Source organism: Saccharothrix stipae (assembly GCF_054781895.1).
The window spans coordinates 244,993-270,993 of record NZ_BAAGTN010000005.1 but is presented as its reverse complement, the minus strand read 5'-3'; the positions used below and the strand labels follow the sequence as shown (position 1 = coordinate 270,993).

The 26,001-nt window shown below is 72.0% G+C and carries 21 protein-coding genes and 1 riboswitch; of the genes, 8 read left to right on the top strand and 13 right to left on the bottom strand.

Annotated features, from left to right (window positions below):
• Positions 1–89 precede the first annotated feature (89 nt).
• Both ACYVLT_RS10080 and ACYVLT_RS10075 read left to right on the top strand, forming a co-directional pair.
• Complete coding sequence (locus tag ACYVLT_RS10080; RefSeq protein ID WP_461120159.1) at positions 90–1,493, top strand: dihydrolipoyl dehydrogenase family protein; 1,404 nt, start codon at positions 90–92, stop codon at positions 1,491–1,493.
• A gap of 118 nt (positions 1,494–1,611) precedes the next feature.
• Complete coding sequence (locus ACYVLT_RS10075; protein WP_461119860.1) at positions 1,612–1,983, top strand: hypothetical protein; 372 nt, start codon at positions 1,612–1,614, stop codon at positions 1,981–1,983.
• 52 nt (positions 1,984–2,035) lie between these two features.
• Here the strand turns inward: ACYVLT_RS10075 and ACYVLT_RS10070 are convergent, their stop codons facing one another.
• A complete protein-coding gene (locus tag ACYVLT_RS10070; RefSeq protein WP_461119859.1) occupies positions 2,036–3,280 on the bottom strand; it encodes a hypothetical protein in 1,245 nt (414 codons plus the stop codon).
• Between the two features lie 227 nt (positions 3,281–3,507).
• Between ACYVLT_RS10070 and ACYVLT_RS10065 the strand changes: the two genes are divergently transcribed.
• The gene (locus ACYVLT_RS10065; RefSeq protein ID WP_461120158.1) at positions 3,508–4,962 is read left to right on the top strand and encodes a S8 family peptidase; all 1,455 of its coding nucleotides are present in this window, start codon (positions 3,508–3,510) and stop codon (positions 4,960–4,962) included.
• A gap of 343 nt (positions 4,963–5,305) precedes the next feature.
• On the top strand, positions 5,306–5,809 hold the full coding sequence (locus ACYVLT_RS10060; RefSeq protein ID WP_360453265.1) for a DUF3145 domain-containing protein: 504 nt from the start codon (positions 5,306–5,308) through the stop codon (positions 5,807–5,809).
• 418 nt (positions 5,810–6,227) lie between these two features.
• Here ACYVLT_RS10060 and ACYVLT_RS10055 read toward each other — a convergent pair whose 3' ends face one another.
• From ACYVLT_RS10055 to lanKC, 4 genes are all read right to left on the bottom strand, one after another.
• Positions 6,228–7,925, bottom strand: coding sequence for an ABC transporter ATP-binding protein (locus ACYVLT_RS10055; RefSeq protein ID WP_461119858.1), 1,698 nt, complete (start codon positions 7,923–7,925; stop codon positions 6,228–6,230).
• The gene (locus tag ACYVLT_RS10050; RefSeq protein ID WP_461119857.1) at positions 7,925–9,517 is read right to left on the bottom strand and encodes an ABC transporter ATP-binding protein; all 1,593 of its coding nucleotides are present in this window, start codon (positions 9,515–9,517) and stop codon (positions 7,925–7,927) included. Before ACYVLT_RS10050 ends, ACYVLT_RS10055 begins: the two co-directional genes overlap by 1 nt.
• A 182-nt stretch (positions 9,518–9,699) precedes the next feature.
• Positions 9,700–9,864: a SapB/AmfS family lanthipeptide gene (locus ACYVLT_RS10045; RefSeq protein WP_360461531.1), complete on the bottom strand. Its 165-nt coding sequence runs from the start codon at positions 9,862–9,864 to the stop codon at positions 9,700–9,702.
• A 38-nt stretch (positions 9,865–9,902) separates the two neighbouring features.
• Positions 9,903–12,434, bottom strand: a complete 2,532-nt coding sequence (lanKC, locus tag ACYVLT_RS10040) for a class III lanthionine synthetase LanKC (RefSeq protein WP_461119856.1) — start codon at positions 12,432–12,434, stop codon at positions 9,903–9,905.
• A gap of 498 nt (positions 12,435–12,932) precedes the next feature.
• Between lanKC and ACYVLT_RS10035 the strand changes: the two genes are divergently transcribed.
• Positions 12,933–13,511: a hypothetical protein gene (locus ACYVLT_RS10035; RefSeq protein WP_461119855.1), complete on the top strand. Its 579-nt coding sequence runs from the start codon at positions 12,933–12,935 to the stop codon at positions 13,509–13,511.
• A gap of 54 nt (positions 13,512–13,565) precedes the next feature.
• Here the strand turns inward: ACYVLT_RS10035 and ACYVLT_RS10030 are convergent, their stop codons facing one another.
• From ACYVLT_RS10030 to ACYVLT_RS10005, 6 genes are all read right to left on the bottom strand, one after another.
• Positions 13,566–14,993 carry an acyl-CoA carboxylase subunit beta gene (locus ACYVLT_RS10030; RefSeq protein WP_461119854.1) on the bottom strand — a complete coding sequence of 476 codons (1,428 nt, stop codon included), beginning with the start codon at positions 14,991–14,993 and terminating at the stop codon, positions 13,566–13,568.
• A gap of 39 nt (positions 14,994–15,032) precedes the next feature.
• Positions 15,033–16,268, bottom strand: coding sequence for a beta-ketoacyl-[acyl-carrier-protein] synthase family protein (locus ACYVLT_RS10025; protein ID WP_461119853.1), 1,236 nt, complete (start codon positions 16,266–16,268; stop codon positions 15,033–15,035).
• Positions 16,265–16,504, bottom strand: coding sequence for an acyl carrier protein (locus tag ACYVLT_RS10020; protein WP_033437259.1), 240 nt, complete (start codon positions 16,502–16,504; stop codon positions 16,265–16,267). Before ACYVLT_RS10020 ends, ACYVLT_RS10025 begins: the two co-directional genes overlap by 4 nt.
• Before the next feature lie 61 nt (positions 16,505–16,565).
• The gene (locus ACYVLT_RS10015) at positions 16,566–17,528 is read right to left on the bottom strand and encodes a beta-ketoacyl-ACP synthase III (protein ID WP_360461549.1); all 963 of its coding nucleotides are present in this window, start codon (positions 17,526–17,528) and stop codon (positions 16,566–16,568) included.
• 11 nt (positions 17,529–17,539) lie between these two features.
• Positions 17,540–18,490, bottom strand: coding sequence for an ACP S-malonyltransferase (locus ACYVLT_RS10010; RefSeq protein WP_461119852.1), 951 nt, complete (start codon positions 18,488–18,490; stop codon positions 17,540–17,542).
• A 173-nt stretch (positions 18,491–18,663) separates the two neighbouring features.
• Complete coding sequence (locus ACYVLT_RS10005; protein ID WP_461119851.1) at positions 18,664–19,839, bottom strand: PucR family transcriptional regulator; 1,176 nt, start codon at positions 19,837–19,839, stop codon at positions 18,664–18,666.
• A gap of 120 nt (positions 19,840–19,959) precedes the next feature.
• Between ACYVLT_RS10005 and ACYVLT_RS10000 the strand changes: the two genes are divergently transcribed.
• Together ACYVLT_RS10000 and ACYVLT_RS09995 are read left to right on the top strand one after the other, a co-directional pair.
• Complete coding sequence (locus ACYVLT_RS10000) at positions 19,960–21,471, top strand: alpha/beta fold hydrolase (RefSeq protein ID WP_461119850.1); 1,512 nt, start codon at positions 19,960–19,962, stop codon at positions 21,469–21,471.
• Positions 21,472–21,691: 220 nt separating this feature from the next.
• Positions 21,692–22,510, top strand: coding sequence for a mechanosensitive ion channel family protein (locus tag ACYVLT_RS09995; protein ID WP_461119849.1), 819 nt, complete (start codon positions 21,692–21,694; stop codon positions 22,508–22,510).
• A 71-nt stretch (positions 22,511–22,581) separates the two neighbouring features.
• Here ACYVLT_RS09995 and ACYVLT_RS09990 read toward each other — a convergent pair whose 3' ends face one another.
• Entirely contained in the window at positions 22,582–23,823 is a 1,242-nt protein-coding gene (locus tag ACYVLT_RS09990) for a phytase (protein ID WP_461119848.1), read from the bottom strand.
• A gap of 144 nt (positions 23,824–23,967) precedes the next feature.
• A riboswitch (FMN riboswitch) is annotated at positions 23,968–24,091 on the top strand.
• 50 nt (positions 24,092–24,141) lie between these two features.
• On the opposite strand from ACYVLT_RS09990, the gene pnuC reads away from it, so the two are divergent.
• Entirely contained in the window at positions 24,142–24,774 is a 633-nt protein-coding gene (gene pnuC / locus ACYVLT_RS09985) for a nicotinamide riboside transporter PnuC (protein WP_461119847.1), read from the top strand.
• Here pnuC and ACYVLT_RS09980 read toward each other — a convergent pair.
• Positions 24,771–26,000 carry an extracellular solute-binding protein gene (locus tag ACYVLT_RS09980; RefSeq protein ID WP_461119846.1) on the bottom strand — a complete coding sequence of 410 codons (1,230 nt, stop codon included), beginning with the start codon at positions 25,998–26,000 and terminating at the stop codon, positions 24,771–24,773. The genes pnuC and ACYVLT_RS09980 overlap by 4 nt on opposite strands.
• Position 26,001 lies beyond the last annotated feature (1 nt).

Sequence of the window (26,001 nt, the reverse complement as noted above, 5' to 3'; positions counted from 1 at the left end):
TCTTGGCCGAGCCTGACGACCTCGGCCACGTGTGACTTGCCGCGCCGGTCCCAGTGGTGTGGGGTGGACCGGTGAGCGACGACTTCGACGTGATCGTGATCGGCGGCGGCCCGGTGGGCGAGAACGCCGCCGCCCGGACCGCCGCCGGTGGGCTGCGGACCGCGTTGGTGGAGGCCGAGCGGGTCGGCGGCGAGTGCTCGTACTGGGCCTGCATGCCGAGCAAGGCGTTGCTGCGCCCCGGTCACGCGCTCGCCGCCGCCCGCCGGGTGCCGGGCGTGCCGGTCGGGGAGCGGCTCGACCCGGTGCAGGTGCTGAAGCGGCGCAACGGCTTCACCTCCGACTGGGACGACTCGGGCCAGGTGGAGTGGGCCGAGGGAGCCGGGCTGACCGTGGTGCGCGGACGCGGCAGGCTGGTCGGTGAGCGCCGGGTCGAGGTCGACGTCAGCGGCGTTCAGGCCGATGGCCGCGTGGACGGCGGCAGCCGCCGCGTGCTGACCGCCACCAAGGCGGTCGTGGTGTGCACCGGCAGCGTGCCGCGCATCCCGTCCCTGCCCGGTTTGTCCGAAGTGCCGTACTGGACCTCCCGCGAGGCGACCTCCGCGCAGGAGGTGCCCGAGTCGTTGGTGGTGCTCGGCGGCGGTGTGGTCGGCGTGGAGATGGCGCAGGCCTGGGCCCGGCTCGGCTCGACCGTCACGCTGGTCGTCTCCGGGCAACGGCCGCTGCCGAAGTTCGAGGAGTTCGCGGGCGACCTGGTCGCCGAGGGCCTGCGGGAGGACGGCGTCCGGATCGTCACCGGTGTCAAGGCGACCGGCGTGTCCACTTCGGACGGGCAGGTGTCGTTGCGGCTGTCCGACGACACCTCGGTGACCGGCGCGCACCTGCTGGTCGCGACCGGCCGCCAACCGGCCACCTCGGACTTGGGCGTGGAGCAGTTCGGTTTCACGGCGGGCGAGGCGCTGGAGGTCGACGACACGGGCCGGGTGTCCGGAGTGGACTGGCTGTACGCGGCGGGCGACGTCACGGGTCGCGCGTTGCTGACCCACCAGGGCAAGTACGCCGCGCGTGCGGTCGGCACGGCGATCGTCACCGGTGCCACCGACCCGCGGCCGTGGACCGCACCGGTCGCCACCGCCGACCACACCGCCGTGCCGCAGGTCGTCTTCACCGACCCCGAGGTGGCGTCCGTGGGGTGGTCCGAGGCGCAAGCCCGCGAGGCGGGGCTGGACATCCGGGTGGTCGACCTCGACATCGCGGTGGCCGGGTCGTCGCTGCACGCGGACGGCTACCGGGGCAAGGCGCGGATGATCGTGGACGAGCGCAAGCGCACGCTCGTCGGCGTCACGTTCGCGGGCCCCGACGTGGCCGAGATGATCCACGCGGCCACCATCGCGATCGTCGGCGAGGTCACCGTGGACCGGTTGTGGCACGCCGTTCCGGCGTACCCCACCATCAGTGAGGTGTGGTTGCGGCTCCTTGAGGCCTACGGTCTCTGACGCTGGGTGCACGGTGTGTCAGCACATCGTGTACACCCTGCGCTGAGTGCCGTAGCGATCGTGCGGCCATCGGGACTCTTAACCTCAAAATGCGGCTTCAGCTCATTACACTGCGGGTGTGACCAGGGGATCCGTGGCTCTCGCGATAGGCGCGGTGCTGTGGTGCGCCTTCGTCATCGCGTCCACGTTCCTGCCCGGCGGGCCCTCGTGGTCGCCGGTCGCGGTGTACCTGCCCGGGTTCCTGATCGTGCCGGTCGTGGTCCACACGTTGTGGCGGGCGCGGACCAGCGCCCTGCTCTGCCTGGCCCACGTGCCGAGGTCGGTGCTGTTCACCGGGTTCGTGATCGCGGTGGGCGGGTGGCTGTTCTCGTTCGGCGCGTTCGCGGGCAAGCCGGGCACCGAGACGTTGTGCGCGGTGGCCGGCCTGGTGATCGTGCTGCACGTGTCGTTCGGGTTGATCGGCGTGGGCATGGTGCGCACCGGTCGTTGACCGCGGTGGTCGTGTGGTGGTGCCGCGGTGGTCGTGCTGTGGTGGTTGGTGGTTATTGCTGGGTGGCCGGTAGCCGCAGGGCTTGTTCGGCGATCTCGGCCAGCTTCGGGTCGGCCGGGTCCTGGTCGCCCTCGGTCCACACCACCTGCGTGATGCGCAGCTGCGCGCCCTTCACCGACACGCGGATCGCCGACCGGTCGAACGACGCCGGACCGCCCGCCCAGCCCTTGCCCTCCTTCACCAGCGCGGTGACGCCGCCCGAGCCGGCCGCCGACGCGACGGCGTGCAGCTCGCCCGCCCGGGTCGCGTCGGGGAGGCTGAGCTCGGCGATCGCGACACCCGCCCGGCGACCGTCCACTGTGGTCTCGTACTGGGCGCGTCGCAGCTGCATGCACATGTGCCCGGACAGCCACGCCCGCACGTCGCCGAACGCGTGCCCGGCGCAGTCGTCGGTCCGGTCCGCGCCGCGCGGCGAGAAGTTCCGGCCGTCCACGACGACCGTGGTCGGCTGCGGGGACGGTGTGGTGGACGTCCCGCCGTCCGCGGTGTCGCCCGACGACAGCGAGGCGATCAGCGCGATGACCAGCAGCACCGCGACGACCGCTCCGCCCACGTACGGCAGCAGCTTGCGGCTGATCGGGACCGCGGGCGTGATCTTGGGCAGCAGCATGGTGCTGGCCGACGCCAGGTCGGCCGCCGCGTCCGAGAAGCCCTCGGCGATCAGCTGCTGGCGGGTCGGCGGCGCGCCGGTCGGCGCCAGCACGGCGGCCAGCTTGGCGGCGTGCTCGGCCGAGCAGGGCCGATCACTGGTGGCCAGCTCGCGGGCGGCGGCGAGCAGCGTCGTCGGCTTCGGGTGCAGGACGCGCACGCCCCGGTTGAGGTCCACGGTCGGCTGCACGACCTGACCGACGTAGGGGCCGACGGCGACCACGGTGGTCACGGGCAGCGGCTCGCCGCGCATGTCCTGGATGCGGCGGGCCACGGCGGTGGTGGCCTCCAGCGCCTCGGCGGCCGGGCTCGTCGCGCCGTCGGGGCGGGTCAGCGGCCAGCCGTCGATCTTCCACTGGCCGTTCAGCGGCGCCTCCAGCCGCATGGCCGGGTCCGGCAGGTCGACGCCGACGACCACGAGCACGCCGCGCGGCAGCACGATCACGGCGTCCAGCTCGCGCGGGCAGTCCGGCGGTCGCACGCCGAGCAGCGCGACACCGCCGAGCACGGCGTCGCCGTTGCCCCACGTGCTCAACGCCGCGCGCACGTCGGCGCCCACGGCCGAGGGCTCGGCCCCGAGTCGGATCATCCGCACGGGATCACCACGAGATCACCACAGGACCAGACCGTTCGACGTTCGCCGACGTTCGTCGACGCTCTCCACGGTTGGGCGTTCCACACGGTCGGACACGGTAGCGCCGTAGGGGGACGGCTTCGCGCGCGCATCGCTGGATCTGACGTTGCGTGACAACCATCACCTGAACGTGTGTGACTCGTTAGGGGGTTTGCTCACCCAGCATTGGAGGTTCGCCCGTGATGCGCAAAGCCGCCCTGCTCGCGGCGGGAACGCTGGCACTGTCCGTAGCGGTAGCCCCTTCCGCCTCGGCCGGCCCGCTCGCCCCCGTCTCGACGTTGCTCGCCAGTCAGCTGTCCGGTGGTCGGACCGGAGCCGGGCTCCCGAGCACGGTGTTCGTCCACGGCTCCGACCTCGCCGCCGCCGAGCGCGCGGTGCGCGACTCCGGTCTGAGCCGCATCACCGCTTTCGACCGGATCGGCGTGGTCGCCGCCCGCGGCACCGCCGCCCAGATCACCGCCGCGCGTGCGGCGACCGGCGTGACCTACGTCGAGGCGAACCGGCCGATCGAGTTCACCGGCTCCACGTCCCACACCGCCACCCGCGGCCTGGCGGCGCGGCAGACGTTGACCGGTGCGAACGGCCTGGCGCTGGACGGCACCGGGGTCACCGTCGCGGTGATCGACTCCGGCGTCGACCCGACGCACCCGGCGTTCAAGCAGGCCGACGGGCAGACCAAGATCGTCCGCAGCCTCAAGAGCGTCTGCCTGGACGAGGCGAGCGCCGGCACCGGCTGCATCCTCGACGTGCCCACGTCGGTGGACACCGACCTGCTGGCCGTCGGCGGCCACGGCACGCACGTCACCGGCATCGCGGTCGGTGGCGACACCACGTTGACCGACGGCACGGTGGTGCGCGGCGCGGCGCCGGGCGCGAAGGCCGTGGTGATCTCGACCGGCGCGGTGCTGTTCATCATCGGCGCCGACGCGGCGCTGAACTGGGTGCTGGAGAACCACCGGGCGCCGTGCGGCGCGGGTGTCCCGGCGTCGGTGTGCCCGCCGATCAAGGCGGTCAACAACTCCTACGGCCCGTCCGGCGGCGGCGCGTTCGACCCGAACTCGACCACGGCCAAGCTCCAGCGGGCGTTGGCGGCCGAGGGCGTCGTGACGGTGTGGGCGAACGGCAACGACGGCGGCGACGGCAGCGCGAACCTGTCCAACCCGGCCGGTCAGGACCCGACGCCCGGCGTGCTGTCGGTGGCGTCGTACCACGACCTGGGCACCGGGACGCGTGACGGCGCGGTGTCGGAGTTCTCTTCGCGGGGGCTGGTGACCGACTCGTCGACGTGGCCGGACATCTCCGCGCCCGGTGAGGAGATCACGGCGGCGTGCCGGCCGTACCTGGTGATCTGCGCGACCGGGTTGCGGCCGCAGAACGGGCCGGGGTTGCTCGACGTCGGCACGTTCAACACGATCAGCGGGACGTCGATGGCGGCGCCGCACATCACCGGCATCGTGGCGCAGCTGTTCCAGGCGAATCCGGCGGCCACGCCGGCGCAGGTCGAGGCGGCGTTGAAGTCGACGGCGCACAAGTACGGCGCCGGGTACCAGGTCGTCGGTCCGTACACGACGAGCCACGACAAGGGGACCGGGTTGGTCGACGTGGTGGCGGCGGCTCAGGCGCTGGGTGCGGCCTGACACCGGTCGAGTGGTGCCGGTCGCTCGATGTCGGTGTCGGGCGGCGCCGGTGGCGGGTGATGTGAGTTTGGCGTGATGTCGGTATCGGGTGATCTTGTGTGATCACGTGAACGTGTCCGGGTGATCCCGGAAAGTGACCTCGCGGTCCGGTCTCGGGCCGCGAGGTCGCCGATTTAGGGTCGAAAGTCCTGTATCTGACCCGCTCGGGTGAGGAACGGGATGGTTCTTATGGCGGACTGGTGCCGTAGCGGGCAGAATGACCAAGTCGGGAATTCGCAAGATCGTCCGCATCCTCGAGAGGTCGTAGGGGAAGACGTCCCTCGTCGAGTAGCGGAGGTCAGCTGTGAGCACCCGTGGCAGCAGCAGTGGCGTGGTCTACGTCCACTCGTCGCCGTCTGCGGTCTGTCCGCACGTCGAGTGGGCGATCTCGGGCACCCTCGGTGAGCGAGCGGACCTCAAGTGGGCGGCGCAACCCGCGGCGCCCGGTCAGTTGCGCGCCGAATGCAACTGGACCGGCGACGTCGGCACCGGTGCCAGACTCGTGTCCGCGCTCAGGGCGTGGCCGATGCTCAGGTTCGAGGTGACGGAAGACCCGAGTCCCGGTGTGGACGGCGTGCGGTACTGCTTCGCGCCCGTGTTGGGCCTGTGGCATGCGCGTACCAGCGCGAACGGTGACATCGTCGTGTCCGAGGACCAGCTCCGCACCCTGGCCGCACGGAGCAGGGGTGGTGAGTCGTTCGCGCACGGCGTGGACGAGATCCTCGGTGCGGCTTGGGACGATGCGCTGGAGCCGTTCCGGCGGGCGGGCGACGGTGCCCCGGTCACCTGGTTGCACCGCGTGGGCTGAGCCACGCGAGCTGAACCGCGCGAGCTGAACCGCGCCCCACCTCGCGATCGCGCGTGTCCTACGTTGGGAACGCGCGTGTCCTACGTCGGGAACAGGCGAGTTGAACGTTCAGGATCCGAGAGTCCTACGTTCAGAGCGCGAGAGTCCTACGTTCGGGGCGTGTGAGTCCTACGTTCGGAGTGTGTGAGTCCTACGTTCGCGGGGTGTGAGTTCTGCGTTCAGGGGCGGTGGTCCGGTCCGGCTCGATTTGACATGGGGCCCTTACGGGCACCCCAGGCAGGCCAAAGCCGGGCAGGCCTGGCGGATAAAGCGCCCGCCAGGCCTGCCCGGCTTCGTCCAGCCTATGGCACCCGAACCCATGTCAAATCGAGCCTCGGTGGGGATGTTGCGGGGCCGTTGTGGGTGGGTTGGGGTGGGTTCAGAGGGCTGTGGGGGTTGGTTGCCAGGCGGCCATCAGGTCGCGGTAGAGGGGGGAGGTGGCCAGTAGGTCTGTGTGGTTGCCGAGGAGTGGTTGGCCGCCGTCCATGACCAGGACTTGGTCGGCTCGCAGGGCGGAGGAGAGGCGGTGGGCGATGACGATCAAGGTGCCGTTCCTCGCGGCGAACGCCTGTTCCACAAGGGCTTCGGCTGCTGGGTCCAGGGCTGAGGTGGCCTCGTCGAGGATCACGACGTCCGCGGTTGAGGCGTAGACGCGGGCGGCGGCCAGTTGTTGGGCTTCGCCGGCGGAGAGGCCGCCTGCGGAGTGGCCGAGGGTGCCGGCCAGGCCGCCCAGTTGTGCCACCAGGTCTGCGGCGCCGACGGCTTCGACTGCTTGTAGCAGTGTGGCGTCCGATGCTTGCGGCGCGAACAAGGCCAGGTTCTCCCGCACGGTGCCGGTGAACAGGTACGTCTCCTGTGGCACGAGGGCGATTCGTTGGTGGCGCACCTCCGGCCGCACGGACCGCACCGGTACGCCGCCCAGCCGCACGACGCCGGACTGGGGTGCCACCAGTCCCGTGAGGAGGCCGGCCAACGTCGACTTGCCGATGCCGCTCGGACCCACCACGGCGAGGTGCGAACCCTCCGGTAGGACGAGGTCCAGCGAGCGCACCACGGGCTCGGCCGTCGCACTCCAGCCGAACGTCACGCCGCGCAGCTCGATCCCGTACCCCTCGGGCACGGCGTCGCCGGACGGTGGCTCCACTGGTGGCGCGGCTTCCGCCAACCGCCGCAGCGCCACCACGAGCCGCAGCACGATGGTGCTCGTCGTGTCCGCCAAGCGCCGCAACGCGGGCTGCACGCTGGTGCTCAGGTAGACGACCGCACCCAGCACCTCGCCGACCGTCAACGTCCCGGCCCGCACCATCCCCGGCGCGACCAGGAGCAGCAGCACGAGCGGCGCGAAGCCGCCCAGGGCGATGACGATGCCGCGCAGCGCGGTGGCGAACGCCATCCGCACCGTCGCCGAGGCCTGCGCGTCCACCTGCGCCATCACGTCGCGGAGCGCGTGCTCCGAACCACCGACGGCGACCACGTCCCGCACGCCCAGGAACACGGTCCCGGCCACCGAAGCGGCCTGTTCGTCGGCCAGCACGAGCCGTCGCTGGCCGCGCGCCAACGACGGCAGGAGCAGGCCGAACAGCACCAGCGCCGCCACCACCGGCAGGATCACCAGCCATGCCAACGACGACACCGTCGCGGCCAGGCCGATCAGCGCCGCGGTGGTGGTGACCAGCAGCGCCCGCGCCTGCACCAGCACGCCGGCGGTGGCGTCGCGCACCACCTCGACGTGCCGGGTGATCCGGGCGACCGCGCTCGCGTCCGGCTGGCGCGTCTGCGACCCGGCGCGCAGCACACCGCGCACGACCTCGCGCACCAGCGCGTCCCGCAGCGGCTCGACCACGGCACCCAGGCGCACGAAGACCTGCCGCAGCCCGAAACCGCCGAGCACCGCCACCGCGGCGAACAGCAGCAGCCACGCCACGCCGACCCCCGGCCGGCCGGCCGCGAAGCCCTGGTCCACGGCCAGCCCGACCAGGCGGCCGGACAGCAGCGCGGGCACGCCCTCCAGCACCGACCAGCCGAGCAGCACCACGATGCCGCGCCGCTGGTCGCGCAACGCCCGCAGGTAAGCCATCAGCCGAACACCGCCCGGTACTCGTCGTCCTCCCACAGGTCGCCATGGGGTCCCATCGCACGCACCCGGCCGTCGTCCAGCCAGACGACGACGTCCGCACGACGTGCGGTTGCCGCGCGGTGCGTCACGACGATCCGCGTCCGACCGGGCAACGCCGTCTCCACCGCACGTTCCACAGTGGACTCGGTGACCATGTCGAGGCTGGCGGTGGCGTCGTCGAGCACGAGGACGGCCGGGTCGCGCACGAACGCCCGGGCCAGGCCGAGCCGTTGCGCCTCGCCGCCGGACATCGGTGCCGTGGCCATCGGTGTTTCGTAGCCCTGGGGGAGTCGGACGACGACGTCGTGCACCTGCGCGGCGCGGCAGGCCGCTTCGACCTCGGTCCGGTCTTGGGACGTGCCGTACCGGACCGCGTCGGCGACGGTGGTGCCGACCAGCGCGGGCCGCTCGAACGCGTAGCCGACGGACCCGCCGCGCCGCACGTCCCCGGTCGACGGCCGGACCAGCCCGCCGATCACCGCCGCCAACGCCGACTTGCCCGACCCGGACCGGCCGACCACGGCCACGAACGTCCCGGCCGGCACGGTCAGGTCCACGTCGTGCAGCGCGCCCGGCACGTTCACGCCGGTCAGCGCCACCTCGCCGGAGGCGGCGCGCACCGGTTCCGACCGCGGGGCCACGGGCGTCGACAGCACTTCCTCCAACCGCTGTGCGGAGGCCCGCGCCCGTTGCAGGGCGGTCAACAGGGTGGTCTGCCCGACCACCGTCATCCCCAGCGCCACGTAGCCGAGGGCGGCCAGCACGTCGCCGACGCTCAACCGGCCCGCGACGACGCCGAACCCGGCGGCGGTCAGCACGGCTAGCTCCACGGCGGGCAGCAGCAGCCCCGCTCGCCAGATCATCCTGGCCTGCGTGCGCCACATGCCCACACCGGCGGCGGTCAGCCGGGGCAACGGGCGCAGCACCCGTTCGGCCTCCTGGTCGGACCGACCGGAGGCGGCGATGGTGCGCAGGCCGCCGACGGCGTCCACCAACCGCGCGGACAACTCGCCGGACACCTCCTGGTAGGTCGCCACGTCCGCGGCCGTCAGCCGCAGGTGCGACCGCACCAGCAACGCGGCCAGCGGCACGCTCAGCAGGAACACCACGGCGAGCCGCCAGTCCAGCAACGTCAACGCGGTGATCGCGCCGACCGCCGTGACCACCGAGATCCCGAGGTTCACCGCGAGCACCGCGACACCGCCCGCGATCGCGCTGTCGCCGGTCAGCCTGCTCACCGCGTCGCCCGCCTCGAACCGCGCCGGGTGACCCAGCGCGAGCAGGTGGTCGGTCAGCCGGTGGCGCAGCCACGCGGCGCCACGTGCGGTGATCGCCGCGGCCAGCACCACGCCGATCGCGTCGCCGAGCACTTCCACGCCCGCGAGCCCGATCAGCCACAGCACCGTGCCGCTGTCCAACCGGCCGTCCAGCGCCATGTCCACGGCGGAGGCCAGCGCGGTGGGCAGCAGGAGCCCGGCGGCGGTGGCCGGCAGCGCGTTCAACGCCAGCAGCAGCCACCGCGGATCGCGCCGAACAACGCTGGACAGAACCACGATCTGGAACTCCTAGCTCATCGCCGCGCTCAAGCGCATCATGGGGCGGGGCCCCACCCCGGCGGTCCCTGCGAGGTCGCGACTTCCAGGCGACCGAGCCGCCGTCTGCGAAGCAGCGGCAATATGCCCAGGTGAGCGGCGCACTTCGACTGCGCCGCTCACCCGGTTCTGTGTGACAGGTGTCAGCAGAGGACCAGGCTGACGGTGGAGTGGCTGCAGGGGAGCAGCAGGGAGGCGTTGGACGCGGTCGTGCTGCCGCCGCCACCGCCGCTGCTGCCGCCGGTCGCCATCGCGTTCGACTGAGCCTCAGGGGTCTCGAGGTCCTGGAGGTCGAGGATGAAGTCCATGGTGACTCCTCATATCGGGGGATCGAAAAGGGTTACTGCTACCGGCCGGTGAGGGCCGGGGCTGTGAGGAACGGCAGCACGGGTGTGCCGTCCAGGGTGGCGCCGAGCGCCAGCAGCACGCCCGCGCCGCCGGTGTCGACGTCCATCGAGAGGCGCCGCAACTGGATGCCGGGGAACGCCAGGCCCTCCTGGTAGGGCACGGCGTGCCAGGACAGTGCGGCGAGGTGCCGGTCGATCGCGTGCCGGGGGCCGTTGGCGTGGGCGAGCGTGGCCAGCAGGCCGGCCCGGCCGAGCATCAACGCCGGTTGGATCACGAACTCGCCGGTCGTGCTGCCGACCAGCTCCGGCAGCCGTTCGACCACCGGCAGGTCCGGCGCGGCCAGGCGGAACTCGTTGAGCACCAGGGCGATGCCCGCGCTGCCGACGCCGACGTACGGCAGGGTGCGGAAGTTGCCGTCGCGGACCTGCGTCGAGCCGTCCAACGCGGTCATGGTCTCGGCCAGGTCCCGCTCCAGGGCGCGGACGCCGAGGTCGAGCCAGCGGCGGTCGTCGGTGTGCTGGAACAGGCGGAGGAACAGCAGCGCCGGGCCCGACCAGCCGTGCTCGAAGCCCGCACGTGCCTTCGGGCCGGGCGGCTCGGCGTCCGAGAGCGCCGTGTCGAGCCGTTCGCCCAGTTCCAGCGCCTGGGTGGCGTAGGACTCGTCGTCGCGGGTGCGGGCGAAGTGCAGCAGGTTGAGGCCGATGCCGGACAGACCCGCGCTGAGGCCGTGGTCCTGCGTGTCGGGCAGCACCTCCGCGTAGGAGCGGACGAGTTCCTCGGCCAGGTCGTGGTGGCCGAAGTTCTCCAGCACGTGGGCGATGCCGTGCGCGCCGGTGAAGAAGCCGGGCTCCTTCGGCGGATCGCGGCGCACCGAGTCCAGCAGCCACTGCTCGTGCTCGGGGAAGCGACCCATGCCGGTCACGTCCAACGCGTGCAGCACGCCCGCCGCGCCGTAGCCGAACCCCGCGCCGCCGATCTCGAACTGCTCCACGTCGCCGGGGAACAGCCGGTCCGTGCGCTGGGGCGTGGCGCTGGCCAGGATGCCCGCCGCGATCGACTTGCGCACCACGTTCCAGTCCGGTTCGGGCACGTCCAACACGGTGGTCGTGGGACCGGCCTGCGCGTCGCGCCGGGTCAGGGGGCCGAGGATCTTCGCGCAGTACTCGTCGGACAGGCCGAACCGCCGTTGGACGAAGTCCACGTGCGAGCGCAGCTTCGTCGGCGCCAGGTCGATCACGGCGTTGAGCGGCAGGAAGACGTAGAGGCGCAACGCGGCCAGCGCGTGCTCGTCGATCTCGAAGCCGGTGCGGTCCGGCGGCGCCTGGAACCCGGGCGAGCCGAGCGTGGGCTTGCCGTTCTCCTCGATGCCGAACGCGAGCTCGAAGTCGATCAGCGACACCACGTCGTCGTCGTCCACCAGGACGTTGAGCGGGTGCAGGTCGCTGAACACGACACCGCGCTCGTGCACGGCGGCCATGATCCGCTCGACCTCGGAGATCAGCTTCAACGCCCGGCCGGTGTAGGCGGTGATCGCCTCGTCGGTGACCTCGTGGTGGGTCAGCGGGTAGTTGTTGCCCAGCCACTGGCCGAGCGGGCGGCCCGACACCCGCGACATGGCCACGAACTCGTGCTCCCACGCGGTGAAGTGCTCGTACACCTCGGGCACGCCGGGCACACCGGCCACCTTGCTCAGCATCGCGTGCTCGCGGCGCAGCCGGGTCACCGCGTCGACGTTCTCGCGGTCCAACCCGGCGTGCGGTCTGGCCTCCTTGAGCACGACCGGTCTGTCGTCGGCCTTGCGGATCGCCTCGTACACGCCGCCGCCGTTGGAGAAGTGCAGCGACTGCACCACCCGGTACGGGAACGCGTCGGCGTCACCGGCGCGCCGCGCGGCCAGGTGCTCCTCCAGGCAGGCGGGCAGCTTCACCCAGTCCGGCACCCAGAACGTCGGTTTGCGCTGGTCGGGCACGAGCGCGCCGTCCGGGCCCTCGATGGCCAGCACGCGCTTGCCGTCCCGTTCCAGCCACTGCTCGACGAACCCGCCGTAGCGGACGAACAGCGGGCCGGCGCCGTAGCGCAGGTCGCTGAGGATGTACGCGCCGGACTGGCCCTTGAGGATCTCCGACAACTCCACGAGCGTCGATTCCAGTTCGGCGTCGTCGGCCGGGTAGATCGTGATGAGCTTGCCGCTGCCCTCGCGTGGCGCGTATTTCGAGTTGCGGGCCAGCACGATCGACTGGGTGCGCAGGTATTTGAACGGGATGCGGCGCGCGATCAGGTACTCGAAGGACTTCAGCAGCACCTCGCCCGCGTTCAGCACGGTGGCCGAGACGTGCACCTTCCAGCCCTGCTTGGGCAGCGCCACACCGTCCGGGTGGATGTGCCGCCAGATGTTGCGGTCGCCCTGGGTCCAGCCGGCCGGCAACGCGGGGAGCACCTGTGAGAAATCGTCTTCGGAGGTTTCCGCGTGGCTTTGCACGTCATAGAAGAGACGGTCCGCGAAGCAGTAGGCCTCATAGCGGAGATCCACGGGTTTTCGCCTCCTTGCGATTTATCCGACCGGCATATTCCCGCACGGGGAAGGCGGGAAAGCCAATCCACCATTTCGGGGGGTGTTGTAGTCCGTTCGTGCGAATGAGGAGACCTCGGATTTGCACTACTGGTGGGCATAGGCGCTGCGAGGTCACCCGATCGCCAGGTTTAGCCTCCCGGGCGTGCGGAAACCGGCTACCGTGGGCGGCTAAACGAAACCCGATCGTTCTTCACGTTGACCGGCGCTCACCTGCGGTTTCGGCGTTATGCCGCCGGATTGCGGGAACGGTTACGGACCGTGTCGCAAGGGCCGGTCGGGTGTGTGTGTCCACAATTCGGGACGGTGTGGACCCGATATCTCGGGAAAGGGTGTACTACTTCGTGGGGACCCATTGTGAGTAGTTATGTCGGTGCGGTCAAACCGCACTCTGCGGGTCTGTCACTACCCCGTCCGGGTGATTACCTGCGCGTACGGACGCTGTGGCACGCTCCTGTTGTGTCCGCACGCCTGCTGCTGCCCGCCGTGTTCCTGATCGCCGCCGCCACCGCAGGCGTCGGTGTGCTGGCGCGCGAGGTCTACCAGCGGCCGGCGGCGGCCCCGGGCGACCAGGTCGCGGCGCCCGCTTCGGGGCCGTCGAGTTCGGTTCCGCGCAGCGCGCAGCCCGGCCACGCCGCGGTGCAGCTGAGCGGCGACGCCTCTCAGCACCCCGACGGGCAGCGCGTGCGCGAGGTGCTCCAGCAGTTCTTCGACGCGATCAACGGCCACGACTACGAGCAGTGGGCCAAGACGGTGACCGCGCGTCGGGTCAGCGAGACGGCGAAGTCGCAGTGGCTGTCGGACTACGAGAGCTCGCGGGACGGGTCGATCCTGGTGCACCGGATCGAGTCGGTCGCACCGACCAGGCTGCGGGTGCTGATGACGTTCACCAGCACGCAGGACGTCGCCAAGGCACCGGCCGAGCTCCGGGCCGACTGCATCCACTGGCGCGTGGTCTACCCCTTGCAGGAGGAGCGCGGCGCGCTCCGCGTCGACCTGGGCACCGAGGGCTCGACCTCCCAGTTCACGGCCTGCTGACACGGCGGTGGGGTCGCCCCCCGACGGAACGACCCCACCACCGAAACCGGCCCCCTACAGCGGGATGTTGCCGTGCGCGCCCCGGCCGGCCGGCGCCGCCGCCAGGGCCTGCGCCAACTTCCGCCGCGTCTTGGTCGGCTCGACGACCTCGTCGACCACGCCGATCGCGATCGCCCGCTCCACGCCGCCCGCGATCCGCTCGTGCTCCTCGACGAGCTGGGCGTGCAACGCCTCGCGCTCCTCGTCCGGCACGGCGGCCAGCTTCTTGCGGTGCAGGATGCCGACCGCGGCCTTGGCGCCCATCACGGCCACCTCGGCGATCGGCCAGGCGAACACGGCCGTCGCGCCCAGCGAGCGCGAGTTCATCGCGATGTACGCGCCGCCGTAGGACTTGCGGGTCACCAAGGTCACCCGCGGCACGACGGCCTCACCGAACGCGTGCAGCAGCTTCGCGCCCCGCCGCACCACGCCGTCCCACTCCTGGCCGACGCCCGGCAGGTACCCCGGCACGTCCACCAGCACCAGCAGCGGCACGCCGAACGCGTCGCACATCCGCACGAACCGCGCCGCCTTCTCCGCCGACAGCGAGTCCAGGCACCCGCCCTTGCGGATCGGGTTGTTCGCGATCACGCCGACCGTGCGGCCACCGAGCCGGCCGAGGCCGACCACGATGTTCGGCGCCCACTTGGCCTGCAACTCCTCGAACGAGTCGACGTCCAGGATCGCCCGCACCAGCGGCTTGACGTCGTAGGCCCGCTGCGGCTGCTCCGGCAGCAACGCCCGCAGGTCGTCGCCGTCGGGCACCGAGTGCAGGTCGAACACGCCGGGCTGGGCGAACAGCCCGGTGATCCGCCGCGCCCGCTGGTAGGCGTCCGGCTCGTCGTCCGCGATCACGTGCACCACGCCGGACTTGCGCCCGTGCGCCTCGGCGCCGCCCAGCCCGTCCATGTCGATCTGCTCGCCGGTCACCGACCGGACCACGTCCGGCCCGGTCACGAAGACCTTGCCGGCCGGAGCCATGATCACCACGTCGGTCAGCGCGGGACCGTAGGCGCCGCCACCCGCCGCCGGGCCGACCACCACGGAGATCTGCGGCACCCGACCGGACGCCCGGATCATCGCGGCGAACATCTGGCCCATGCCGTCCAGCGACTCCACGCCCTCCGGCAGCCGGGCGCCGCCGGAGTGCCAGACGCCGATCACCGGGGTGCGCTCGCGCACCGCGATGTCGATCGCCTCCACGATGTGCCTGCACCCCTCCGACCCCAGCGCGCCGCCCATCCGCGTGGCGTCGCTGCAGTACGCGACGACCTTGGCGCCGTTGATCCGGCCGCGCACGGCGAACATGCCGCTGCCGTCACGCGGCCGCAGCGGCGCGATCGAGCCGGGGTCGAGCAGTTGCGCGAGCCGGACCTCCGGGTCGCGCGGATCGGTTTCGCCGCCCGCACCCGGGTTCGCCGGTCGGGACGCAAGGGCAGTCATCGCGAAGCTCCTCGTGTGAACGTCTGCGGCACGGGGTCGTCAGGCCTGGGTGAAGACGAGCGAGACGTTGTGCCCGCCGAACCCGAACGAGTTGTTGACCGCGGCGATCAGGTCGACCTTGCGCGGCTCACCGGTGACGACCTCCAGCTCGACCCGGGGGTCCTGGTCCTCCAGGTTCAGCGTCGGCGGCACGATGCCGTCGCGCACCGACAGCAGCGTGGCGATCGCCGCCACCGCGCCCGAAGCCCCGAGCATGTGCCCGTGGTTGCCCTTGGGCGCGGTCAGCACGGGGTGGTCGCCGATCGCCCGGCGCACGGCCTGCGGCTCGATCACGTCGCCCACCTTGGTGGACGTCGCGTGGCAGTTCACGTGGCCGACGTCGGTCGGGTCGACACCCGCCGAGCGGAGCGCCTTCGTGATCGCCCGCGACTGGCCGATGCCCTCGGGGTCGGCCGCGGTGATGTGGTGCGCGTCGGAGCTCATGCCGATGCCCGCGAGCTTGCCGTAGATCCGGGCGCCGCGCGCGCGGGCGAAGTCCTCGCGCTCCAGCACCAGGATCCCGGCGCCCTCGCCGAGCACGAAGCCGTCCCGGTTCACGTCGAACGGGCGCGAGGCGCGCTCGGGCTCGTCGTTGCGGCTGCTGAGGGTCCGGGCCTGGATGAAGCCGGCCATGGTGATGGTGGTGATGCACGCCTCGGCGCCACCGGCCACGACCACGTCCGCTTCGCCGGACTTCAGCATCCGGAACGCCCAGGCCAGCGCCTCGGAGCCGGACGCGCACGCCGAGACCGGCGCGTGCACGCCCGCGCGTGCCTTCAGCTCCAGGCCGACGTGCGCGGCGGGGCCGTTCGGCATGAGCATCGGCACGGTCAGCGGCGAGACCTTGCGCAGCCCGGAGGTCTCGATCAGGTCGTCCTGCGCCAGCAGCGTCATCGCGCCGCCGATGCCGGTGCCGATCACGACGCCCAGCCGCTCGGGGTCGACGTCGTCCTCGCCGAACCCGGCGTCCGCCCACGCCTCGCGGGCCGCGACCACCGCGACCTGCTCGCTGCGGTCCAACCGGCGGGCCTCGACGCGCGGCAGCACCTCGGTCGGCTCGACCGCCAGCGGCGCGGCGATTCGGACGGGCAGGTCGAACTTCTCGGCGAAGCCGCCCACCAGCGACTTCACGCCGCTGCGGCCGGCCAGGAGCGCATCCCAGGTGGAGGCGGCGTCGCCACCGAGCGGGGTGGTGGCACCCAGCCCGGTGACGACGACGTCGTTGCTACCGGTCATGCGTTGCTGGCGATGTAGTTGACCGCATCGCCCACGGTCTTGAGGTTGGCCAGCTCGTCGTCCGGGATCTTCACGCCGAACTTGTCCTCGGCCTGCACGGCGATCTCCACCATGGACAGCGAGTCGATGTCCAGATCGTCCACAAAGGACTTGTCAACCGTGACGTCGGCCGCCTCGACACCGGCGACCTCCTCGACGATCTCGGCGAGCCCCTTCTGGATGTCCTCGTTGCTCACTGAAAGTCCCTTCCTTCTTGCTTCGCCGGCTGGTTGGTCCCACCGGAGTCTCGGATTGCGGTCACGGCAGTCGGACGACCTGTCCCGCGTAGGACAGGCCGGCCCCGAAGCCGACGAGCAGCGCCACGTCACCGCTGCGCACCTCTCCCGCCGCGCGCATGTGGTCCAGCGCGAGCGGGATCGAAGCGGACGAGGTGTTGCCGGAGTCCACGATGTCACGTGCGATCACGAGGTCTTCACGCGCACCCTTGGCGCGCAAGCGCTTCGCGATGGCCTCGACGATGCGCAGGTTCGCCTGGTGCGGCACGAACACGTCCACATCGGACACCTGCAGGCCGGCCAGTTCGACCGCCTTGAGCGCGATCGGCGCGATCTGCGTGGTGGCCCAGCGGAAGACCGACTGGCCCTCCTGGAAGATGAACGACGCCCGGTCCTTGATGTAGATCATGTCGACCAGGTCGCCCGCGCTGCCCCACGACACCGGGCCGATGCCCGGCTCGTCGGCCGGTCCGACGACCGCCGCGCCCGCGCCGTCGGCGAAGATGATCGCGGTCGACCGGTCGTCGGCGTCGACCCAGTCGGTCAGCTTCTCCGCGCCGATGACCAGCACGTGCTTCGCGGTGCCCGCGCGGACCATGTCCGACGCGGTGCCCAGGGCGTAGCAGAAGCCCGCGCACGCGGCGTTGAGGTCGAACGCGGGCGCGCCCTTGACCCCGATCCGATCGGCGACCTGCGCCGCCGCGTTGGGGATCTGGGTGGGCATGGTGCAGGTGGCCACGATGACCGCGCCGATGTCGGTCGGCGCGAGCCCGGCGTCGGCCACGGCCTTGGCGCCCGCCTCGACCGCCATGTCCACCAGCCGCTCGTCCGGCTTGGCCACGCGGCGGTTGGCGATGCCCACCCGGTCGCGGATCCACTCGTCCGAGGTGTCCATGCGCAGGCTCAGGTCGTGGTTGCTGACGATCGTCTCAGGCTGGTAGCTGCCCAGGCCGAGGATCCGGGTGCCGACCGTGCCGGTCGGCATCGAGAAGGTGGTCACCCGGCCACCTCCGCCGGTGTCGCGGTGATCATCTCGACGACCTGGTCGAGCTGGTCGGGGGTCTTGAGGCCCAAGGTGGGGGTGCCCTTCAGTTCGCGCTTGGCCAGGCCGGTCAGCGCGCCCGCGGGCGGCAGTTCGACCACCGCGCTCACGGCGTGCCCGGCCAGGGTTGCCTGGCAGGCGTCCCACCGCACGGGGCGGGTCACCTGGGAGATCAGTCGGCTCAGCACCTCGTCGCCGTCGGACACGAGCGTGCCGTCGGCGTTGGACAGCAGCGGCAGCACGGGGTCCTTCACCACGATCCCGGCGGCACGGGCGCGCAACGCCTCCTCGGCGGGCGCCATGAACCGGGTGTGGAACGCGCCGGCGACCTGCAGCTTGCGGATCTTCGCCCGGTCGGGCGGCTCCTCCGCGAGCCGGTCGAGCGCCTCCAGCGGGCCGGCGGCCACGATCTGGCCCGCGCCGTTGCGGTTCGCGCCGACCAGGCCCAGCTCGTCCAGCCGGGCCAGCACCTCGTCCGGCTCGCCGCCGAGGACCGCGGCCATGCCGGTCGGCGTCAACGCGCAGGCGGCGGCCATCTCGGCACCGCGCACGGCGGCGAGGGCCACGGCGTCGTCGCTGCTCAGCACGCCCGCGATGGCGGCGGCGGCCAGTTCGCCGACGGAGTGCCCGCCGATCACGGTGTCGCCCGGCAGCTCGACCCGGCGGCGCAGCTCCTCGAAGGCCAGCAGGGCGAGCGCCACCACCAGCGGCTGGGTGACGGCGGTGTCCTTGATCTCGTCCGCGTCCGCGGTGGTGCCCAGCCGGACCAGGTCCAGACCGGTCGCCTCGGACCACGCGGCGACGCGCTCGGCGGCCCCCTCGACTTCGAGCCAGGGGACGAGCATGCCGGGTGTCTGGGACCCCTGTCCGGGGGCGAGGAGCGCGATCACCTGCTCACTGAACACGCTCGCGGTCGGTTCCGGTGATGTCGCCACTGACGAAACCGAGGACGCTGGCTTGTAGGGTCTCTACAAATGTGACTCGTAGATGAACGTAGAACGACGTCCCGTGTTGTCCATCTTCTCGCAAACCGGACATGCGTCTTCCGTCACACCCGTTGGAGCGTCCTCCGCTCGGGTCACCACAACCCGCGGGCGCGGGCCAGCCTCCCCACGGAGAGCGCCACCCGCAGCACCAGCGCGTCACGCGGGTCGTTGGCGTTGCGCCCGGTGAGCTCGGTGGCCCGCTTGAGCCGGTAGCGGACCGTGTTCGGGTGCACGAACAGCTTCCGCGCGCACGCCTCCAGCACACCGCCCACCTCCAAGAAGGCGTCCACGGTCTCCAGCAGGGCGCCGCCCGCGTCCTCCAGCGGCCGGGCCACCCGGTCCACCAGCTGCCACTCGGCCTCCGGGTCGCCCGCCAGCGCCCGTTCGGGCAGCAGGTCGAGCGAGCGCACCGGCCGCGGCGCGGCGGGCCACCCCACCACCGCGCGCAGGCCGGACAACGCGTCGCCCGCGCTGCGGTGCGCGTCGGCCAGGCTCGTCACCGTCGGCCCGGCCACCACCGGGCCCGGCCCGAACGCGTCGGAGATCCGCACCAGCGACTCGCCCCGCTCGGTCTCCCCGCCCAGCACCACCACCAGCCGGGAGCCCTGCACGCTCAGCAGCACCGGCCGCCCGATCCGGGCCGCCCGGCTGCGCACCTCGAACACCACCGCGGGCGGGTCGTCCGACGGCGGGTTGCCCACCAGCACGGTCGCCTCCGCGGCCGGGTCCCAGCCCAGCGCGGTGGCCCGCGACAGCAGCGACTCCTCCGCGTCGCCACGCACGATGCCGTCGACGACCAGCGCCTCCAGCCGGGCGTCCCACGCGCCCCGCGCCTCGGCCGCCGCCGCGTAGGAGGTGGCCGCCGAGAACGCGATCTCCCGGCCGTACCGCAGCACGCCCTCGGTCAACAGCGCGCGCTCGGCCTCGTTCTCCGCCAGCTTGGGCAGCAGCTCCTCGAACAGCTCCAGCGCGATCCGCACCAGCTCCACGGTCTGGCGCAGGCTCACCCACCGCGAGATGTCCTTGGGCGCGGAGCGGAACGCCTCGGCGGTCAGCCGGATGGCCTGCTGCGGGTCGTGCAGCCAGGACACGAACCCGGCGACCCCGTTCTGGATCAGCAGCAGCACCCCGGCCCGCTGGTCGGCGGGCATCCGCCGGAACCACGGCAGGCGTTGCTCCATCTCGGCCACGCTCGCCGCGGCCAGGTCGCCCGACGCCCGTTGCAGCGTTCGCAAGGTGGCCCGCGACAACGCGGTTGAGCTGGTCATACCCCACACGATCGCACGGGCGCCGCCGGCCGACACCAACGAGTGACTCGACCTGACGCTGTGCGCCGATCGCCCTACCGTCGGTTCGTCGTCGCAGACCGCTCGCTCGGGAGGGTGCTCGTGCGCAGGTACATGTCAGTCGGGCTGGTGGTGGCCGCCGTGCTCGCGACGGCGGTCGTGCCGTCGTTCGGATCGGGCCGCGGCGACCCGCTGGCCGAGTTCCACTCGCAGCAGCTCACCTGGTCGCCGTGCAAGCAGCTGCTGGAGTGCGCCGAACTGGTGCTGCCACTGGACTACACCCGGCCGACGGCCGACCGGATATCCCTGGTCATCAGCCGCCGGAAGGCGACGGACCCGGCGCGCAGGCGCGGCGTCCTGGTGCTCAACCCCGGCGGCCCGGGCGGTTCGGGCCTGGGCATGCCGACGTTCCTGGCCAACACGGAGCCCGCCAAGGTGTACGACCTGATCGGGTTCGACCCGCGCGGCGTCGGCGGGTCGACCGCGCTGACCTGCCGCACGGTCGCCGAACTGGCCACCGTCGACACCCGACCGGCTGATTCGGAGTTCCCGAAGTGGGCCGCCGAGGCGAGCGCCGCCGAGGACGCCTGCCAGCGCGCGGCGGGCGGCATCCGGCCGTTCGTCAGCTCCGCGAACACCGCGCGCGACCTCGACGTGGTGCGGGCGGTGCTGGGCGAGGAGAAGCTCAACTACCTGGGCTACTCCTACGGCACCTACCTGGGCGCGGTGTACGGCAGCCTGTTCCCGGCAAGGCTGGACCGCAGCGTGCTCGACTCGGCCGTGCACCCGGAGTGGATCTGGCGCGAGCAGTTCCGCGCCCAGGCGGTGGCCTACCGGCGCAACGTCGAGACGTGGGCGGACTGGGCGGCGCGGCACCACGATCGGTTCCAGCTCGGCACGACCGCCGACGCGGTGATGGACACCGTCGAAGGGGTGGCGAGCGCCCTCGCGGCGAACCCGGTCGGCGACCACACCCGCACCCGCTTCGACGCGGCGGTCGGTGTCGGCGCGCGTTACCGTCCACTGTGGGCGGACCTGGCGGCGGCGGTGGTCGAGCTGCGGGCCGGCTCGCCGTCCGAGGTGAGCGCGCTGATGTCCGGCGAGGCGGAGAACGACCTGGTGTCGGGCGTGTTCAACACGGTGACGTGCGAGGTCGACTGGCCGACCGACCTGGAGACCTACTACGAGGACATGCGGGTCTTCCGCGACCGCTACCCGTACGGCTTCGGCGTCCTGCGCGCGGCGCCGACCACCTGCGCGTTCCGCAGCTTCACCCCGCCCGAGCCCGCCGTGGCGCTCAAGCGGGAGGGCTACCCGGTCGGCGTGATCGTGCAGGCGGAGGGCGACACCCAGACGCACTACGAGAGCGGGCCCGCCATGGCGGAGCGGCTGGGGCACAACCTGATCACCGTGCGGGACGAGGGCAAGCACGGCATCTACGGAGGTGGCAACGCGTGCGTCGACCGGGTGGTGAACCGGTACCTGGTCGACGGCGTGCTGCCCGCCAGCAGCTCGTTCTGCCCCGGCGACCCGAGGCCCGCGGTGAACCAGGCGACCTCGCCGCAGCACGTCCAGACCTACCTGGACGGTCGGGGCCTGTCCGCCGGGTTCTGAACCGGCGGGCCGGTCGGCACCCGGCGCGTGCGAAAACGCCCGGCGCGAGAACATCGCGCCGGGCGTTTCCCTCTCCCCGGTCCCCACCGGTGATTCCACTCTGGACCGCCGACGCGAGAACCGCCACGTCAGTCACCCTTTCGTGCCACCACTTCAGGTTGCCGGGTGATGCGCGCTGGGAAACGATCCCGACCACAAGCGAAAAGCGAAGGAGGGCGTCGTGGGCTCCCAGATCACCGATGGACTCGGACAGGCGTGGACGATGGTGGCCACGTTCGTGCCGAAACTCCTCGGCTTCCTGCTGGTTCTCCTGATCGGGTGGCTGATCGCCAAGGCCCTCGCCAAGGCCGTCGGGTTCCTGCTCAAGCGGGTCGGGTTCGACCGCCTCGTCGAGCGCTCCGGCCTGGGCGGCGCGATGTCGAAGTCCCCGATCGACGCCTCCAACCTGATCGTCAAGCTCGTCTACTACTTCGTGCTGCTGATCGCGTTGCAGCTCGCGTTCGGCGTGTTCGGCACCGGCAACGCGGTGAGCGCCCTGCTCAACGACGTCATCGCGTACCTGCCGCGGATCGTGGTGGCGATCATCCTGGTGCTCGTCGCCGCCGCGATCGGCAAGGCGCTGCGCGGCCTGGTCACCGGCGCGCTGGGCGACCGCCCGTACACCAAGGTGCTGGGCGGCATCACGTACGGCTTCATCGTCGCGCTGGGCGTGATCGCCGCGCTCAACCAGCTCGGCATCGCCGTCGCGGTGACCATGCCGGTCCTGATCACGGTGCTGGCCACGGTCGCGGGCGTGATCGTGGTCGGCGTCGGCGGCGGCCTGGTCCGCCCGATGCAGCAGCGCTGGGAGGGCTGGCTCAACCGCATCCAGCAGGAGTCGGCGAACATCGCGCCGGCGCCGCGCCGGTCCCAGGACCCCGTGACGGGCCGTTCGCAGGAACCGGTGACGGCGGCGGCCCGCTCGGCCCGGCAGTCCACCCAGGTGGACCCGCCGACCCCGCCCGCGGGCATGCCGATGCCGCCCGCCGACGGCCGCTGACCTCCCGGCGACGCTTCCGCACGCGACAGGCCCCCGTCCGGCACCGGCGGGGGCCTGTCGCGTGGTGCGGGTCAGTCCAGCTCGTCCAGCACGTCAGCCCAGCTCACGTACGCGAAGCCGGTGGTCGGCAGGTCGCCCGCGGCCGGGGTGCGCTCGCCGTCGTGCACGACCAGCAGGCCCTGCCGGTAGTCCGGGCCGAGGTCGGCGGTCACCAGGTGCGCGCCGTCGGAGTGCTCGACCGCGTCGTTGCCCCGGCCGCTACCCACCACGAACTCGCCGACGTAGGAGTTGCGGCCGGTCCGCTCGTAGGCCACGAACCGCGAGTCTCCCTGGCTGGACGCGATCAGGTACCCGTCGCCGACGGTCAGCCCCTCGGCGTCGGCCGTCAGGTGCTCGCCGCCGAAGCCTGGGTCGGCGCCCGACACCGAGCACTCCTCGGTCTCCGGGTCGTAGGTCTGCGGCACCCCGAACGAGCGAACCTCGTCGATCAGCACGGGCCGGCCGAACCCGGTCGCCCGCAGCGGCACGCGCCAGATGCCGACGTCCTCCTGCGCCGCGTACAGCACGCCGTGCTCGGAGTCGACCACCATGCCCTCCAGTTGCGGCCGCTCGCCCGGCTCGCCGCACGGCGTCCAGGTGGTGCCGTCGGGCAGCCGGAACGACGCGGGCAGGTCCAGCGTGGACACGACCGACGTGCCGACCGAACCGGACGGACCGGCCGTCACGCGCAGCAGCGCCAGCCTGGTCTCGCTGCGCCGGTTGGTCACGACCACCGGCGTGCGGCCGACGAACCCGGCCGCCAGCCCGTAGGCGGTGCGCTGGTCGTCCACCTGCTCCTCGGACGAGGAGAACACCGGCCGCGCGCCCGGGTCCGTCACGTCCCGCACCACCGCGGCGCCGGCCGCCGCACCACGTCGGTCGATCTCGTAGACCCGGATCCGGTCCCGGCCGCGGTCGCTGACGAAAGCCAGGTCACGGGCCCGACCGGCGACCGGCACGCGGCTGATCACGTCGACGTTGTTGAACCGCCCAGGCTTCGCGTCCGGCGTCGGCGGCGCGGGGTAGGTGCCCAGCGTCCGACCGGCCAGGTCGAACGCGGCCAGCCCGCCCTCCTTCAGGGTGCCGAGCACGACGCTCTGCCGGGCCGAGCGCGGGTGCACCCAGATCGCCGGGTCGTCGGCGTCGGCGTTGGCCGGCCGCCCGGAGGCGTCGTCGACGAACGCGCGGGTCTGGGTGACCGGCACGACCACGTCGGGCCCGGGTGAGGAGGCGATGAGCAGCGGCACCACCGCGGCCATGAGCAGGATTCGCATTCGGCGGAAGCTACCGACCGCCGGTGTACCGGGCCTGAAGTCGAGGTGACCACTCGGGCCCGGGTTCTCGGTTATTGCCCAGGTGTGCCTTCGATCACCTCGGGAACAGCCCGACGCGCCATGATGTTCGGACGCGATGAGAGACATGCGCTCCGGGGCTCGGTGGAAATCCGAACCGGCGGTGACAGCCCGCGACCCGCCCACCAGGGCGGTTGACCCGGTGGGATTCCGGGGCCGACGGTGAAAGTCCGGATGGGAGGCGCGCATGCCGCCTGGCTTGCCATGCCCCGGAACGGCTTGTCCGGGATGGAGTACGTGGTGCACGTCTTGATGGAGCAGGGCTTCACGGTGTTCGGGCAGAAGGTCTCCTGGGCGGAGTTCATCGGCCAGGTCTTCGCGCTGGTGGTGGTGTACCTGGCGCAGAAGCGCTCGTTGTGGACGTGGCCCGTGCAGCTGGCCTCGGTCTCGCTGCTGTTCGTGGTGTACATGTCCGCGCAGCTCGGCGGCACGGCCGCGCGCCAGGTGGTGATCGCGCTGATCACGCTCTACGGCTGGTGGGCGTGGACGCGCCGGCGTGACCCGGTGTTCGGCGTGGTCGTGCGCAAGGGCACCCCGAAGGAGCGCCTCGCCGTGGTGGTCGCGTTCGTCCTGGGCACGATCGGGTTCGCGCTGCTGCTGGACGCGCTGGACGCCTCGTGGGCGCCGTGGCCGGACGCCGCGATCTTCGTCGGCACGATCCTGGCGTTCACCCTCCAGGGGTTCGGCCTGGTCGAGTTCTGGCTGGTGTGGCTGGTGGTGGACGCGATCGGCGTGCCGTTGCAGATCCAGTCGGGGCTGTGGTTCAGCGCCCTGGTCTACACGATCTTCGCCGTCCTGGTGATCCGCGGCTGGATCGACTGGAACCGCGCCGCCAAGCGCACCACCGCCCGGGTCGAGACCGCCACGACCTAACGCCGTCCCTGCTCGGCCTCGGCCATGTTCTCGGCGAGCCGGTCCAGCGACTCGTTGACCGAGTCCGGGTTCCGCAGCACGTGGTGCAGGCTCTCCTGCATCACGCTGGTCAGCGTGTCGTAGTGCGCGGACGGGCGCCGGGCCCTGGCCGTCAGCAGGCTGTCCCGCAGCACGGGTGCCACCAGTCCCGGCTCCTCGTACAGGGATTCGAGGGTGGGGGCGAACCCGGCGCGTTCGGCCATCAGCCGCTGGTTCTCCACCCCGGTGACGAACGCGATGAACTTGCGGGCGGTCTGCTGGTTGGCCGAGCACCGCGACACGGCCAGGTTCCAACCGCCCAGCGCGCTCGGGCCCGGCAGCTTGGTCGTGGCCCACTTCTCCTTGACCCGCGACGCGTCGCCGTCGAGCCGGGGGCCCGCGAACGGCCAGTTGCGCATGAACAACGCCCGGCCGGCCTCGAACTCGTCGAGGGAGGTGATCTCGTTGTACTCAAGGGCCTCGGGCGGGATCCAGCCCTGTGCGACGCCGTCGGCCAACGCCCGCACGCCGGCCTTCGCCTGCGGCGAGTTCGGGTGTTCCAGATCGCCTTGGTGCGCCCAGATCGCCTCGGCGGCGTTCACGGTCAGGCCCTCGTAGCGGCCGAGCTGGGCCACGTAACCCTTCAGGCCGTGGCGCCGCCCGATGGTGCTCGCCTGCCACCTCAGCTCGGCCCACGTGGTCGGCGGGTCCAATCCCGCTTCGGCCAGCAGGTCCTTGCGGTAGTACAGCAACCCGGCGTCGCTGCGCCACGGGACGGCCCACAGCTTCCGGCCGTCGGCCGACGTCGCCGCCCGCACCGCCTCCGGCAGCATCCGGTCCACCTCGAAATCGGCGGGGTCCAGCGGCACCAGGTGCCCCGCCGCGGCGAACGGGGCCGTCCACACCATGTCCACGGCCATCACGTCGTAGCAGTCCGGACCGCCGCGCGCGTCCGCCAGGTCCTGGGCTCGGGCGGTCAACTGGGCGCGGTGGCCGTCCGTGGTGGTCGGCATCTCCACGAACACCGCGCGCTCGCGCCGGTCCGCGCGCTCGTTCCAGCGCTTGACCAGCTCACGCACCTGTCGGCCCGCGGTGGTGTCGCGGCCGTCCACGAAGGTGATCGGCCCGGTGCCGTCCTTCGCGTTGTCCTCGATCGGGGTCGTGCAGGCCGCCAGGAGCACCACCAGCGGCACGAGAACGCGGATCATG